This is a genomic window from Minwuia sp. IMCC3009 (genome assembly GCF_029909415.1).
Classification (GTDB): Bacteria; Pseudomonadota; Alphaproteobacteria; order Minwuiales; family Minwuiaceae; genus Minwuia.
In genome coordinates this window covers 3,403,082-3,417,657 of record NZ_CP123781.1, presented here as the reverse complement: position 1 = coordinate 3,417,657, position 14,576 = coordinate 3,403,082, and the positions used below count along the sequence as shown (strand labels likewise).

At 64.8% G+C, this 14,576-nt stretch carries 15 protein-coding genes; 3 read left to right on the top strand and 12 right to left on the bottom strand.

Annotated features, from left to right (window positions below):
• Nucleotides 1-24: 24 nt before the first annotated feature.
• On the bottom strand, nt 25-294 hold the full coding sequence (locus QGV55_RS15935; RefSeq protein WP_281019662.1) for a PqqD family peptide modification chaperone: 270 nt from the start codon (nt 292-294) through the stop codon (nt 25-27).
• A gap of 254 nt (nt 295-548) precedes the next feature.
• Between QGV55_RS15935 and QGV55_RS15930 the strand changes: the two genes are divergently transcribed.
• The gene (locus QGV55_RS15930) at nt 549-1,142 is read left to right on the top strand and encodes an isoprenylcysteine carboxylmethyltransferase family protein (RefSeq protein WP_281019663.1); all 594 of its coding nucleotides are present in this window, start codon (nt 549-551) and stop codon (nt 1,140-1,142) included.
• Here QGV55_RS15930 and QGV55_RS15925 read toward each other — a convergent pair.
• Genes QGV55_RS15925 through pdxY form a run of 4 tightly spaced genes read right to left on the bottom strand, consistent with a single transcriptional unit; the run spans nt 1,114 to nt 3,711 of the window.
• Nucleotides 1,114-1,545 (bottom strand): thioredoxin family protein, encoded by a 432-nt coding sequence (locus QGV55_RS15925; protein WP_281019664.1) that lies wholly within the window; start codon nt 1,543-1,545, stop codon nt 1,114-1,116. The two genes, QGV55_RS15930 and QGV55_RS15925, sit on opposite strands and share 29 nt — an antisense overlap.
• Before the next feature lie 10 nt (nt 1,546-1,555).
• Nucleotides 1,556-2,422, bottom strand: coding sequence for a sulfurtransferase (locus QGV55_RS15920; protein ID WP_281019665.1), 867 nt, complete (start codon nt 2,420-2,422; stop codon nt 1,556-1,558).
• 48 nt (nt 2,423-2,470) lie between these two features.
• The gene (gene cueR, locus QGV55_RS15915; protein WP_281019666.1) at nt 2,471-2,863 is read right to left on the bottom strand and encodes a Cu(I)-responsive transcriptional regulator; all 393 of its coding nucleotides are present in this window, start codon (nt 2,861-2,863) and stop codon (nt 2,471-2,473) included.
• Nucleotides 2,860-3,711, bottom strand: a complete 852-nt coding sequence (pdxY, locus tag QGV55_RS15910; protein ID WP_281019667.1) for a pyridoxal kinase — start codon at nt 3,709-3,711, stop codon at nt 2,860-2,862. The genes cueR and pdxY overlap by 4 nt, the downstream gene beginning before the upstream one ends.
• A gap of 97 nt (nt 3,712-3,808) precedes the next feature.
• Here pdxY and QGV55_RS15905 point away from each other — a divergent pair, with 97 nt between their 5' ends.
• Nucleotides 3,809-4,681: a CoA ester lyase gene (locus QGV55_RS15905; protein WP_281019668.1), complete on the top strand. Its 873-nt coding sequence runs from the start codon at nt 3,809-3,811 to the stop codon at nt 4,679-4,681.
• Between the two features lie 153 nt (nt 4,682-4,834).
• Here the strand turns inward: QGV55_RS15905 and QGV55_RS15900 are convergent, their stop codons facing one another.
• Entirely contained in the window at nt 4,835-6,040 is a 1,206-nt protein-coding gene (locus QGV55_RS15900) for an acyl-CoA dehydrogenase family protein (protein WP_281019669.1), read from the bottom strand.
• Nucleotides 6,041-6,245: 205 nt separating this feature from the next.
• Here QGV55_RS15900 and QGV55_RS15895 point away from each other — a divergent pair, with 205 nt between their 5' ends.
• Complete coding sequence (locus tag QGV55_RS15895; RefSeq protein ID WP_281019670.1) at nt 6,246-6,899, top strand: LysR family transcriptional regulator; 654 nt, start codon at nt 6,246-6,248, stop codon at nt 6,897-6,899.
• A gap of 444 nt (nt 6,900-7,343) precedes the next feature.
• Here the strand turns inward: QGV55_RS15895 and parC are convergent, their stop codons facing one another.
• The 6 genes from parC to QGV55_RS15865 form a co-directional block, all read right to left on the bottom strand.
• Nucleotides 7,344-9,629: a DNA topoisomerase IV subunit A gene (gene parC / locus QGV55_RS15890; RefSeq protein WP_281019671.1), complete on the bottom strand. Its 2,286-nt coding sequence runs from the start codon at nt 9,627-9,629 to the stop codon at nt 7,344-7,346.
• Between the two features lie 45 nt (nt 9,630-9,674).
• Nucleotides 9,675-10,466 (bottom strand): DNA repair protein RecO, encoded by a 792-nt coding sequence (gene recO, locus QGV55_RS15885; RefSeq protein WP_281019672.1) that lies wholly within the window; start codon nt 10,464-10,466, stop codon nt 9,675-9,677.
• Nucleotides 10,467-10,500: 34 nt separating this feature from the next.
• The gene (gene phhA / locus QGV55_RS15880; RefSeq protein WP_281019673.1) at nt 10,501-11,283 is read right to left on the bottom strand and encodes a phenylalanine 4-monooxygenase; all 783 of its coding nucleotides are present in this window, start codon (nt 11,281-11,283) and stop codon (nt 10,501-10,503) included.
• Nucleotides 11,284-11,347: 64 nt separating this feature from the next.
• Nucleotides 11,348-12,700, bottom strand: a complete 1,353-nt coding sequence (locus QGV55_RS15875; protein ID WP_281019674.1) for a cytochrome P450 — start codon at nt 12,698-12,700, stop codon at nt 11,348-11,350.
• Nucleotides 12,701-12,901: 201 nt separating this feature from the next.
• Nucleotides 12,902-13,342, bottom strand: a complete 441-nt coding sequence (locus QGV55_RS15870) for a TIGR02300 family protein (protein WP_281019675.1) — start codon at nt 13,340-13,342, stop codon at nt 12,902-12,904.
• A gap of 81 nt (nt 13,343-13,423) precedes the next feature.
• Nucleotides 13,424-14,503, bottom strand: a complete 1,080-nt coding sequence (locus QGV55_RS15865) for a GGDEF domain-containing protein (protein ID WP_281019676.1) — start codon at nt 14,501-14,503, stop codon at nt 13,424-13,426.
• Between the last annotated feature and the right edge of the window lie 73 nt (nt 14,504-14,576).

The window sequence follows — 14,576 nt, the reverse complement described above, 5'->3', positions numbered from 1 at the left end:
CGCGCCAGCAACCTCGACATGGGCCTACTTCGCTTCCGCCAGTCCGTTCTCGATCAGTGTCGCCAGGAAGGCGGCGACATCGCGGCGACAATCCTCTTCGCTCACGTCATAGGCGACGCGAACGGCCTCGACGAGCGCATACTCGGTCTGCGGTTGCTCCAGCCGTTCCCAGATCAGCGAGCCTGTTCCGCCGATGCCGAAATAGGACCCATGCTCGATACTCATCAGCACGGTTTCGCCGTCCATGTCGGTCGAGACAAATCCTTCAAGCCGGCGATAGGTCGGTGCAGTCATTCGTGGAGGTCCTCGGCAATTCCGTGCAGAAGAGCGCTGTTCGCGCCTGTCATTCTGGTGCGACTTATGACGGTATTCGCTGGCGCTGTCGACATTGACAGCCAACCGGTGTGACAATCGCCGCCCGTTTCACAACCCGAACAGGCTTGCACCATGAACCATCGGCGTACGCCCCTGAAGGCCATGAATGCCGCCGCTGACCGGCAGATCCATGTGTCCGGTCCGGGGCAGCGTGCGGGGACGGGCGCCGGGCGATGACACTTTCCGAGCAGCTGATCTATGCGGTGCTCTGGCTTCTCTTCGGCGCGGCCCATTCGGTGCTGGCGTCGGAGACCGCCAAGCGGCTGACCCGCGCCCTGTTCGGGCGGCTGGAGCGTCTGGCCTACAACCTGATCGCGGTGTTTCACTTCGTGGCCACTGTGGCGGCGGGACGATACCTGCTGGGTGGGGCGGAGGCGGAACCGTTCGTTCTGCCGCCGCTGATCCAGGCGGGCATGGGCGCGGCACTGGTGGCCGGCGCGGGTCTCATCCTGCTGGCACTGCGCCATTACGACCTTCGGCGCTTTGCCGGAACGGCGCTGGTCCCTGAAGGTGCGGTGCCGGAGCCGCTGCATACGGACGGGCTGCACCGCTATGTCCGGCACCCGCTCTACAGCGGTGCTTTCCTGCTGCTGATCGGCGGTGCCACGGATCCCTTCGGGCTGGCCACCTGCCTGTGGGCCAGCCTGTATCTGGTGATCGGGACGTGGTTCGAGGAGCGGCGGCTGATCAGCCTGTATGGCGATGCCTATCGGCGTTATCGCGCGGCCGTGCCGGCGTTCATTCCGTGGCGCGGGCGGGCACGTTGAGGGATGTGTCCTCCAGGCGCCCCGGCACCTGCCACATCAGGGCCTGCAACTGCCGCCAGAAATTCGGGCCGTCGACATAGCCGAGGATGCGCCCGACCTCCTGCTCGCCGTGCAGCAGCACGAAGGTCGGTGTCATGCGCACCCCGGTGACATGCCGCAGGTCGTCGGGCCGCCGGTGGCGCAGGTCCACCCGGCGCAACGGCGCACGCTGGCCCAGGGTCGTCTCGGCATAGCCGCGCCCGACGGCATCGTTCCAGACAGCGCAATAGATGCAGGTACCCAGTTCGAACATCACCAGTTCGGTCCGGGCCCCGTCAGCCTGCGCCGCCAGGGGAAGCAACAGCCAGAGCAGGGCGATCAGCAGCGCGCGGCGTACCGAAGCCGGGATGTTGGAAGGGGTCACGGCTGCACCCTCAGGTTCTGTCGCTTTCCATGGGCAGGTCCGGGAGTGCCGACCACTCCAGCAGCGAATTGTCATAGAGCTGCAGATTGTCGTGCCCCGCGACATGCAGGGCAAACAGCGTTGCCGCCGCCGCGATGCCGCCACCGCAATAGGTGATCACCGGCTTCGAGGGATCGACCGCTGCGAGCTGTTGCGCCATCTGTTCCGGCGTCGCGAAATCGCCTGTCAGCGGGTGCAGCAGATCGGTGGCCGGAACGCTGAGGCTGTTCGGGATCCGACCGGGGCGGCCATAGTGGGTGCCGCCCGTCCCCCGAAACTGATCCAGCGACAGCGCATTGACGATCTGGGTGTCACCGTCGGCAATGGCCTGCCGTATCGTTTCCCGGTCGGCGATGGCAGCCTGGGTGCGCGTGCCCCGGAACGTGGAGGGGGTGAACTGTTCCTCCCCCGTGGCGACGGCCCGCCCTTCCGCGACCCAGCGCTGCCAGCCGCCATCCATGATCCGCACATCGCGGAGGCCGGAGACGGTCAGCACCCACCAGGCGCGGGTCACCGCCACCGCCGTGCCGGAACCGTAGAGCACCACCGTGTCGTCAGGGCTGATCCCGATCTCCGACAGCACCCGGTCGATCTGCGCCTGCGGCGCGATGGTGAAGGGGTAGGCCCCCTCCGGGTCGGAGAGGTCGTCTACCATGTGCAGGAAGGCTGCGCCCGGAATGTGCCCCGCCAGCCAGCCCTCCCGCCCGCTGTGGATCGTGGAGGCTCCAACCGGCTTCGTCTCGAAGGTGACGGTGCAGTCGATCACCCGGATCGTGCCCGCATCAAGGCCGGCCTCGACAAAGGCCGGATCGACGATCAGTTCAGGTCGCTTGGTCATTTTCCGGTTCCTCCCCCTGAAGACACTATCCGATGCCTTCCGGCCTACCTACCCCTTGACCGCCAGCCCCTCCAGGATCGGGCAGTCGGGCCGATGGTCGCCGTGGCAGTTGCTGGCCAGATTGGTCAGTTCGTCGTGCAGGGACTGCAGTTCCGTCATCTTGCGCTCGATCTCGGCCAGATGATCCAGGGCGATGGCCTTCACGTCCGCGCTGGCGCGATTCCGGTCGGCATAGAGCGCCAGCAGCTCGCGGCAGGCGTCGATGCTGAAGCCGAAGCTGCGGGTGCGCTGCACGAAGCGCAGTTGCTGCACCTCCTGCTGGCCATAGTCGCGATAGCCGTTGCTGCGCCGCCCCGACGGGGTGACCAGCCCGATCTCCGCGTAATAGCGCACGGTCTTGGTGGGCAGGCCCGACGCCCGCGCTGCTTCGCCGATATTCATGCCGCGGCCTCCGGTTCTGCCTGCAGTACCGTGATTTCCGCCTCCAGCGGCGGATCCAGCAGGGATGACTGTGCGGCGACCAGCGCCAGATCGCTGTCTCCCAGCGCGCGGGACCAGCCGATCACCGCGTGCACGGCGGCGGCGGCCAGCGCGGCGGCGTTCTGCAGGGGCATGCCATCCAGCATCCGGGCCATGAACAGGCCTGCGAACAGGTCGCCGGTGCCGTGCGGTGCGTCGGGGATCGCGGGCATGGAGATGCGGTAGCGCGAGTCCCGCTGCACGATCAGGACATGCACCTGGTCCGCCGCACCGGGGGACGAGGTGCAGACGACCGCATCGGGACCAAGGGAGAGCAGGTGCCGCGCAGCCTCCGTCACCTCCGTCTCCGTCGTGGTCGGCATGCCCGCCAGCACGCCAAGCTCGAAGCTGTTCGGCAGCACGATGTCGGCGCGGGGCATCAGCGAGTCCCGGATCGTCGACGCCACTTCCCGCGAGACATAGCGGCCCGTGTGGGTGTCACCGATCACCGGGTCCAGCACATAGCGGCAGTCCCCGTCGTTCCGCAGGCGGTCCAGATGCCGGGCCAGCATCTCGCCGTTGGTGGGATCGCCGAGATAGCCGGAGAACACCAGGTCCGGTCGGGCGCGGGTGATGACGGCGCGGATGATCGCGGAAACCGATCCGCACTCCAGCGCCTTGCCCTCCGGGCGGCCGTGACCGGGGTGAAAGCTGAGCACGGTGGTCGGCACGTCCCAGACCACATGCCCCAGTCGGCGCAGCGCGAAGGCGGTCGCCGAGTTGCCCACATGGCCCATCGCCACCTGGCTGGACAGGGAAAGTACCGCCATGTCTCCACCTTTCGTTGCGCAGGCCCCGGGGGAAATTATAGTGTCCCGCGACAGTTACTGAATTGCCAATCGAGCAGGCAAGAGGGAGAGATACCACATGGCCGCATCCGTCCGCCCCCGCCGCAGTGTCCTTTACATGCCGGGGTCCAACACCCGCGCGATGGAGAAGGCCAAGACCATCGCCGCCGATGCCATCATCCTGGATCTGGAGGATGCGGTGTCGCCGGACGCCAAGGCGACGGCACGGCAGCAGATCGTCGATGCGCTGGCCGCCGGCGGCTATGGCAAGCGGGAGATGATCGTCCGCATCAACGGCCTCGACACTCCCTGGGGCGCCGACGACATGGCGGCCATCGCGAAATCCGGTGCCGACGCCATCCTGGTGCCGAAGATCAATGACGCCGAGACCGTGCAGGGTCTGGTCGCCGCCATGGACAAGGCCGGTGCCCCGGCCAGCATGGCGCTCTGGTGCATGATGGAAACCCCCATCGGCATCCTCAACGCCCAGTCCATCGGCGCGGCCTCCGACCGTGTCGCCGTCTGGGTCATGGGCACCAACGACATCGCCAAGGACACCGGCGCGCACCACACCCCGATGCGCCTGCCCATGGTCACCGCGCTGGGCATCTGCATGCTCGCCGCCCGCGCCTACGGCATCCAGATCCTCGACGGCGTCTACAACGACATCAAGGACGAGGACGGGTTCCGTGACATCTGCCAGCAGGGTCTGGAAATGGGCTTCGACGGCAAGACCCTGATCCACCCCAGCCAGGTTGTCCCCTGCAATGAGGTCTTCTCCCCCACCGAAGCCCAGCTCGAAATGGCCGCCCGCATCGTCGCCGGCTTCGAGGAAGCCCAGCGCGAAGGCAAGGGCGTCGTCACAGTCGACGGCCGCATGATCGAGAACCTGCACGTCGAACAGGCCAAGAAGCAGCTCGCCCTGGCGGCGGCTGTGGCGGAGATGGGGTGAGGGGCGAGACGATCTTTCTCTAGGGATCAGGATGATTTCGTCCGAGCGTACCGCAGTCATCCTCTACCGCATCACGGATGACGCGGTAGAGGTTGTGACGGTTGCCTGTGGTGGACGCGACTATGACGCCCTGATCAGGGACTAGTTCACCCTTCACGCATACTTCTTCAACTCGATGCGGCCGATCTGGTTGCGGTGGACCTCGTCGGGGCCGTCGAAGATGCGCATGGCGCGGGCGTTGGCGGCGGCGAAGCCGTGGCCGAAATCGTCGGTCATGCCGGCACCGCCGTGGGCCTGGATGGAGAAGTCGATCACGCGTTGCAGCATGTTGGGGGCCGCGACCTTGATCATGGCGATCTCCGCCGCCGCTTCCTTGTTGCCCACCTTGTCCATGCGGTCGGCGGCCTTCAGCACCAGCAGGCGGGCCTGATCGATGGCGATGCGGGCCTCCGCGATCCGTTCCAGGGTCACGGTCTGCTCCGCCAGAGGCTTGCCGAAGGCAGTGCGCTGCTTCACCCGGCGACACATGCTTTCCAGTGCCACCTCGGCCTGACCGATGGCGCGCATGGCGTGGTGGATGCGGCCCGGGCCAAGCCGCCCCTGCGCGATCTCGAAGCCCCGGCCCTCGCCCAGCAGGATGTTCTCCGCCGGTACCTCGACATTGTCGAAGGCGACCTCCGCATGGCCGTGCGGCGCGTCGTCATAGCCGAAGGTCGGCAGCCAGCGGACGATACGGATGCCGGGGGTGTCGCGGGGCACCAGGATCATCGACTGCTGGCGGTGGCGCTGCGGGTTGTCCGGGTCGGTCTTGCCCATGACGATGAACAGCTCGCACTTCGGATGCAGCGCGCCGGTCGACCACCACTTGCGCCCGTTGATGAGGTATTTCTCGCCCTGCCGTTCGATCCGGCATTCGATGTTGGTGGCGTCAGAGGATGCGACCGCAGGCTCCGTCATGGCGAAGCAGGAGCGGATCTCGCCCGCCAGCAGCGGGTCCATCCAGCGGCGCTGCTGCGCCTCCGTGCCATAACGCTCCAGCGTCTCCATGTTGCCGGTGTCGGGGGCGGCGCAGTTGAAGACTTCCGGTGCCCAGTGGATGCGGCCCATGATCTCGCAGAGCGGCGCATACTCCAGGTTGGTCAGGCCCGCGCCATGGCCGGATTCAGGCAGGAACAGGTTCCACAGGCCCGCCTGCTGCGCGGCCTGCTTCAGTTCCTCCATCACCGGAATGACCTTCCAGCGCTCCCCTTCCGCGACCTCGTCAGCGTAGCGCGCCTCGTTCGGCTCCACCTGCGTTGCCATGAAGTCCAGCAGCCGGGCCTGCAGGTCCTGCACCTTCTGCGAATGTTCGAAGTTCATCACTGTCGCTCCTCTTCGGCTTTTCGGTTGCTACCCCGGCCCACTCCCCCAACCGGCCACCCGTTCAGAATGATCCCGTGGGTGGCCGGGCGGAGGAGTGGGTCGGGGCAGCGCCATCCCTTGATGGCCTCACCAGTTGCGCGGAGGGTGCGCCTGTTCGTATCATCTGTGAAATGCATTGTTTGCATTCTGAAAGATGCACCAGATGAATTTGTCCCGAGTCGATCTCAACCTCTTCGTGGTCATGGAAGCGATCTATGCGGAGGGCGGCATCACCGCTGCCAGCCGTCGGCTGAACCTGTCCCAGCCTGCCGTGAGCCATGCCCTGGGCAGGCTGCGGGAGATGTTCGATGATCCGCTGTTCCAACGCAGTGGCCGTACGATGGCCCCCACCCCGCTGGCGCGGCGGATCATCGAACAGGTCCGGTCCTCCCTGCAGGGGCTGGAGGAAACGCTGGGCCGCGCGGACGGCTTTGACCCGGCAACGGCCACGAAACGTTTCACCATCGCGATGCGGGAGGCGATGCAGGCCGCGATCCTGCCGCCGCTGATGGTGGAGCTCGGGGCCTCCGCACCCGGTATCGACCTGCTGGTGGTCCGCGTTGACCGGCGGGACATCGAACGCGAGCTGGCTTCCGGCCGCATCGACCTCGGCATGGATGTGCCGCTGCCGCTGACGGACAGCATTCACCGGACCCGGCTGGGGCGCGAATGGCTCTCGGTGGTGGTACGGCAGGGGCATCCGCTGACGCGCGAACCCCTGACCTTGCCGCGCTATCTGGCGCAGCAGCATGTCGAAAGAAATTACAGTTTCAGCGCAACCAGTTGTGCTGAAATCTATTGCAAAATTGACATATGATTTAAATTTTAGTAATCGACGTCCTGAAAACGCGGAGGAATTGTTCGACAGATTAATGAATTCTGTCGAAAGAATCGACTTTTCGCATCAGAATCCTGTCTGGCGATTCTATGATTTGGATCAACATGAGATCGAGACATACAAACTCCAGGAGTTGTCAGATTGGCTGCCTATTGATGATGGGAGTGCCAACCGAGATATCGGATCGTATCAAAACGGATTCATCAGATTTGGTGCGAAGCACAACGACATATTCCCGATTATCGGGGATATGGTTCGGTGGCAGGCCGGGTTGCCAAGTCGCCACCAGTAAGAGCGAACCATCATGATTCACGATACGGCCACGGTGCATTGAGAAGTGCGCCGTGGCTGCTCTTCTCCAAAAAAATTTAGTCAGCCATAAAGAATGTGCGTTGGTGCTCCTTGTTCAAGAGCTCGCTCCGTTTACCCGAACAAGCCCGTCTTGTTGAAACCGCGCGGGGCCATGCGGCCGGCGCTGGCGCGTTTGGCGAGCCAGTCGGAGAAGTCATCTTCCCGGCCTGTGCGGCCTGACGGGCCGGTCCAGGTGAGACCGTCCGCGGCGGTGAAGGTCTTCACGTCGGCCATGCCGCCGTCCTTGTAGCGCTGCAGCATGACGCCCTTGCCGCGCCCCATCTCCGGCATTTCCGTCAGGGGAAAGACCAGCAGCTTCCGGTTCCTGCCGATGACCGCGACATGGTCGCCTGTGACCGGAACGAAGGCCTGTGCGGTCTCGCCCTTGCCGAGGTTCAGCACCTGGCGGCCGTTGCGGGTGGAGGCCAGCACGTCATCCTCCGCCACCACGAAGCCGCGCCCGGCGGAGGAGGCGATGAGCCGCTTCGCGCCTGGTGTGTGGACCAGCAGATCCACGATCTCCTGGTCGTTCGGCAGGTCGATGATCAGGCGGACAGGCTCCCCGTGACCGCGCCCGCCCGGCAGCTTGTCGCAACCCAGTGTGAAGATGCGCCCGTCGGTGGCAAAGACCAGCAGCTTGTCGGTGGTCTGGGCATGGAAGCTGAAGCGGCCCTGGTCGCCGTCCTTGTATTTCAGCTCCGTCGTCAGGTCGATGTGGCCCTTGGCGGCGCGGATCCAGCCCTTCTCCGAGCAGATGACGGTGATCGGCTCCCGCTCGATCAGGACTTCTGCCGCCGCCTGCGCCAGTTCCTCCGACGGCTCGTCGCCGAAGCCTGTGCGGCGCTGTGCCAGCTCCGGCAGCTTCTTCAGTTCGGCGCGCAGCGTCCTTACCTGATCGCCGATCTGCGCCCAGCGCTTCATCTCGTCGCCCAGCAGGTCTTCCAGTTCCGCCTTCTCCAGCGTCAGCGCGTCATGCTCGCTGCGGATCTCCATCTCCTCCAGCTTGCGCAACTGGCGCAGCCGCATGTCCAGGATCGCCTGCGCCTGACGCTCGGTCAGGGTAAAGCGTTTCATCAGGATTTCCTTCGGGCGGTCGTTCTCCCGAATGATGCGGATGACCTCATCCAGGTTCAGGAAGGCGACGAGATAGCCGCCCAGCACCTCCAGCCGGTCGGCGATCTTCGCCAGCCGGTGCCGGGTGCGGCGCTGCAGCACCACGTGGCGGTGGTCCAGCCAGCCCTGCAGCATGTCGTGCAGCGGCATGACGCGCGGGGTGCGGCTGGCGTCGAGGGCGTTCATGTTCAGGTTGAAACGCACTTCCAGATCCGTCTGGCGGAACAGCTGCTCCATCAGGGCGTCGGCGTCGATGGTGCGGGACCGGGGTTCCAGGATCAGGCGGATATCGTCGGCGGATTCATCGCGCACATCGGCCAGCGCCATCAGCTTCTTGTCGTTGATCAGCTGGGCGATCTTCTCCACCAGCTTGCCCTTCTGCACCTGGTAGGGCAGTTCGAACACCCTGATCTGATAGGTGCCGTGACCGGCGGACTCCTTCTCCCAGCGCGCCCGCAGGCGGATCCCGCCACGCCCGGACAGATAGGCGTCGGAGATCGTGGCCGGGTCGGTGACGATGATGCCGCCGGTGGGGAAGTCGGGACCGGGCATCCGCGACATCAGGCTGCGGTGCCAGCGGTTTACACGCTTCTGGCGGTCTTCCTCGCTCTCGTCGGCGGGGATGTCGGCGCGGCGCTCCAGCATCCACAGCAGGGCCTCGCAGATCTCCGTGGCGTTGTGCGGCGGAATGTTGGTGGCCATGCCCACCGCGATCCCCGCCGCCCCATTGGCCAGCAGGTTGGGGAACGCCGCCGGCAGCACCAGCGGCTCGTTCTCCTCCCCGTCATAGGTGGTCTGGAAATCGACCGCATCCTCGTCGATGCCTTCCAGCAGGCGCTCGGCAATGCGGGTCAGCCGCGCCTCCGTGTACCGCATGGCGGCGGCGTTATCGCCGTCCACATTGCCGAAGTTGCCCTGTCCCTCCACCAGCGGGTAACGCACCGCGAAGTCCTGCGCCAGCCGCACCAGCGCGTCATAGATCGCCTGGTCGCCGTGGGGGTGAAACTTGCCCATCACGTCGCCGACGATGCGGGCGCATTTCTTGAAACCGGCATCGGGGTCGAGGCGCAGCAGGCGCATGGCGTAGAGCAGCCGCCGGTGAACGGGTTTCAGCCCGTCGCGCACGTCCGGCAGGGATCGCGAAACGATGGTCGAGAGCGCATAGGCCAGATAACGCTCGCTCAATGCATCGCTGAGCGGGACCGGGGTGACGTTTTCCTTGTCGGGGGGGGAAAGTTCACTCATGGCGCGGGCGTTTCCTTGTCGGGGGACCGGCCCTGACGCGCGGGGTCATGCGTCTTCGGGCGAGTCCGGTAATCTGTCGCTCAACACACCAGATGTAGTGGTCCGACGCAAGAGCAACTCAACAAATCGCCCGCGTGCGGCAGGCAAGCCGCCGTCCTCGCGGGGGAAGACCTGGCGTTCGAGGAAGTGGCCGGTCAGTTGGGCGGCGTCGGCCCAGTCAGTCGCCGGGTGATTCGCCACCGGGCGTCCGCGCCCCCCGACCAGAAAGCGGGGCAGGGGCAGCAGCTTCTCCGCGTAGGGCTGGCCTGCAACCAACGAGACGGCCCGCGCGGATTTCGGTGAGACATAGCCCAGATCTGCCGTGGCACCGGTCCCGGCACAGCGTGAAAGGTCCAGCCCGAAACCCATCTCCGACAGCAGCCCGACTTCCCAGCCGAAGTAGGCTTCGACCCAGTCGTCCGTACCGGCAGCGATGGCATCGAACAGGATCGTGGTGGCGCGGAACAGTACCGGGTGGGCTTCGCGCTCCGGCAGGCCACCCTCCAGCAGCATGGCGGCACTGGCCAGCGCGGCAAGGCGCACCGGATCGTCCAGCACCATGTTGGTGCGACTGATCGCGGGTTCGAGCCGCATGGTGCCCAGATGGTCGGCCAGCCGGGCCCGCCAGGTGGCGTGGACGGTATTGCCCAGCATGATCACACCGCGCTGCCGCTTCGATCCCGCACCGCGCACCAGACCGGCGTGACGGCCCTGGGACTCGGTCAGCAGGCTGACAATCGCGCCGCCTTCGCCCAGACGGCGTGACGACAGCACGATGCCGTCGTCAGTCCATTCCATGGCGCGACCGCCGGTCGGTGACCTGGCCCATCTGTCAGATCCGCTCGTCGGTGGGCAGAACCTGATCGGGGTCCAGGCTCGGCAGGGGCTTCAACTGCGCGTAGTAGGGCGTGAAGTCCGGGCGGGTGGCATCGAACAGCTGGTCGTAGGAGTCGATGACGAAATAGGTCTGCTGATAGTGGTCGATGATGTAGTCGGTGCGCATGATGCGCAACAGGTCGAAGGCGAGCCGGTTCGGTGTTTCATCCTCCAGACTGAAGGTCGTTTCCCCCCTGGAGGAGACAATGCCCGCGCCATAGATGCGCAGGCCCGCATCGGTGCGGATCAGGCCGAATTCCACCGTGTACCAGTACAGCCGCGCCAGCAGTTTCAGCGCGCCGAGGTTCAGCGCCTTGATGCCGCCCCGACCATAGGCGGCCATGTAGTCGGCAAAGACCGGATTGAACAGCATCGGCACATGTCCGAAGCAGTCGTGAAACACGTCCGGTTCCTGCAGGTAATCGAGCTGTTCCGGCTTGCGGATCCAGTTGGTGACCGGAAAACGGCGATTGGCCAGGTGGCGGAAGAACACGTCATCGGGGACCAGTCCGGCGACGGCGACGATGCGCCAGCCGGTGGCTGCCTCCAGGATGTCGGAAAGCGCCTCGAAGTCCGGGATGCCGTCCGCCGCCACGCCCAGGGCCTTCAGCCCCTCCACGAACTCCGGTGCCGCGCGACCGGGCAGCAGCTTCGACTGACGCTCGAACAGGGTGCGCCAGACGGCGTGATCGCTGTCGGTATAGGCATCGAAGCCCTGGTCGATGACATGGTCGTTCATGGCTGAACCGTAGTGGCTCCCGCCACCCGGCGGCAACCTTGAAAGCAGGGACAGCCGTGCGGTCTCAGAGCTGCTCCAGCTTCACCGGCAGGCCGTCCAGGGGCTTCGGGATCGGGATGCGCGCCCACTCGGGTTCGTACCCCGGTTCGACACTGACCCGGAACCGCTGCAGGAACTGGAAGGAGAACGCCTTGACCTGCATGTAGGCGAAATGCATCCCCAGGCACTTGTGCGCGCCGCCGCCAAACGGCGCCCAGGCGAACTTGTGATTGCGGTGCTCGGCCCGATTGGCGGAGAAGCGGTCGGGATCGAATTTCTCCGGTTCCGTCCACAGCTCCGGCATCATGTGCACGAAACCCGGGCTGACGCTGACATTGGTGCCGGCCGGTATGGTCTTCCCCTGAAACTCGAAATCGCGCATCACCCGGCGCGGAATGAAGGGAACGGGCGGCATGCAGCGCAGCGCCTCGTTGAAGGTCCGTTCCGCATAATCCATGTCGCCCATGCGGTCATAGGTCAGGTGCGCACCCCCGATCTCGGCGACTTCGGCCCTGATCCGTTCCTGCCATTCCGGGAAGGCAGCCAGTGCCCAGAACATGGTGGTCAGGGAACTGGTCGTGGTGTCGTGTGCGGCCATCAGCAGGAAGTTCAGGTGATCGATGATTTCCTGATCCGACAGTTTCTGCCCGTCCTCTGACTCCGCCTGGCAGAGCTGGGTGAACATGTCGTCACCACTGCCCGCACGCCGCACCGGAATGAGGTCGCGGAAGAATTCGTTCAGGAACTTGCGTGCCTTGACCCCCCGGGCCATCGCCAGCCCGGGCACCGGTCGGCGCACGACCGAGACGGCGGCGGCAACCTCATCGACGAAGGCCTGATTGATGCGGCGGGCTTCGGGACCCATGTCCAGGCCCAGGAACACGCTGGCACCGAGATCGAGCGTCAGTTCCTTGATTGCCGGGTAGAACTTGAACTCCGACATCTTCGACCACTCGTCCAGCCGCGCCTCGATACCGCCATTCATGCGCAGCAGGTAATCCTTCATCGGCTCCGGCTTGAACGCCACCTGCATGATGCGGCGGTGCGCCCGGTGGTCGTCGAAGTCGCGCAGCATCAGACCGTCCGAGAAGAGGCGGCGCAGCATGTGCGACCAGCCGAGTTTGGAGGAGAAGTTCTTCTCCCGATCCATCAGCACCAACTCGAGCGCGTCCGGGCCCAGCATGGTGACGTTCCACTGCATGAACGTCCTGGCCTTGTAGACCGTGCCGTACTCGCTGTAGTTCTGCCGCTGCAGCCCCATGGGGTCCTTCAGGAACTTCAGCGTGTCACCGAGCACCGGCATGCCCTTGTGACCCGGCAGGTGGGCCAGATCGTGCTCACCGGCCCGCGCCGGACTGCTCTGCTCGATTGCGGTCATTCCGCCAGCTCCCCTGATCGCATCCTGATGTTCCGCAGCAGGCGGAACCGATCTAACTGAACTCTAGTCAGTTAAACCATGGCGTCAATCGGTTGCGCTTCCATGCGCGGGTGGCGGAAACGAAGAAGCCGCCACGCCGAACCAGGGTCCGGGGCAGCGGCTTCGGTATCATGATGGTTCCCGTGGTCGCGAACCGGAACGCTACTTCGTGTCGTCGTCGTCCTCGTCGTCGTCGGACATGTCGTCGTCATCGTCATCGATGTCCGGGTCACCCAGGTCAACGGGCTCGTCGTCGTCGTCCTCGTCGACGTCGGGGGTGCCGGGCACGGGCGCGTCATCCTCGTCATCGTCCACCGACAGCGAGACATCATCGTCATCGTCGTCGTCGTCGAGCAGGGTATCGTCGTCATCGACCTCCAGATCGTCGTCATCATCATCGTCATCGCTGACGGCCTTGACGGGTTTCGTGGGGGTCGGCTTCTTCGGCGGGTCAGCCGGTGTCGGGCGACGCTGCTTGAACACCACCAGCGGCTGGTTCTCCGTTCCGCACTTGGGGCAGATCAGCGGCGTCTTGTTGAAGTCGTAGAACTTGGTGCCACAGCTTGAGCAACTGTGCTTGGCACCCCATTCGGGTTTGGGCATGGGTGGCGTTCTCCGATGAGATGATCGTCGGGCTGAATAGACGCTTATCGCCTGGCGTGTAAAGCCTTCTGTCTCAGCGGCTCAACCGGCGGCGGCCATCACGGAGGGGGTCCCTGACTTGGGTTTCTCGGTTGCCTGCGCCCCGATGCAGACACGATTGCGGCCTTCGTTCTTGGCGCGGTAGAGCGCATTGTCGGCCCGTTCGATCAGATCGGTGCCCGCTTCGCCGGGCAGATACTCGGCGATACCGAACGACATGGTGACGCGCGAGATGGCTTCGCCCGTGCTCTTGCGCACGATGCGCTTGCGTTCGATCATGACGCGGATGGCTTCCGCAACCTTGCTCGCGCCGACAACATCGGTGCGCGGCAGTATCATGGCGAACTCCTCGCCGCCGTAGCGGCAGGGAATGTCCTGACCCTTCAGCGTGCTGCGCAGGATTCCGCCCACCAGGCGCAGGACCTGATCGCCGACCTGATGACCATAGTTGTCATTGAACTTCTTGAAGTTGTCGATGTCGCACATGATCAGCGTCATGGGCGCATTCTCGTCACGCGTCTCGACGATGGCGGTATTCAGTGCCTTGTCGAAGCCTGCCCGGTTGGAGATGCCCGTCAGCTTGTCTGTCAGTGCCTCCGCGCGGGTCTCGTCGAGCTTGTTGCGCAGGTTGTTGATCTCGTTGCTGGACTGGGTGAGATCCGTCTCCAGCTTGGCGCATTTCGCCTGCATCCGACGTGTGGATGTGACCATCTGTTCGACCAGGGTGCTGACGCTCACCTCGGCATTGACCTCACCGAGGCCATCCGCGAAACCACCGAGTTCGGAACTGAATTCCTTGGCCTCCGAGCCGGCATCGGCGAGCTGGCCGACGGAACGGTTGACGATCTCGCCAAGCGCACCACCGGTTTCCGACAGCAGGTTCAGGGTGCGGCCTTCGCCATAATGATGCAGCAGCAGGTCGGTGGCGACACGGCGGAACCGTGCGTTGCTCTCGCTTGCGGCATCGCCGAGCTGGCGGGTGACAACCGGATCGCGACCGGAGACATAGTCGTACATCAGGCGGAAGTAGTCGGGGTTTGGCGGAATCTCGTAGGCCTCGAGCAACTGCATGGCGGCGTCAGAGATGCGGCGTGCTTCTGCACCATTGTCGAGATCATACATGCTGGACTTTCCCCGCCGACGCTCTTGTGGATTGCTTGGCGGCAGTGTTGTCCGGATTCAGTATAGAAATCAT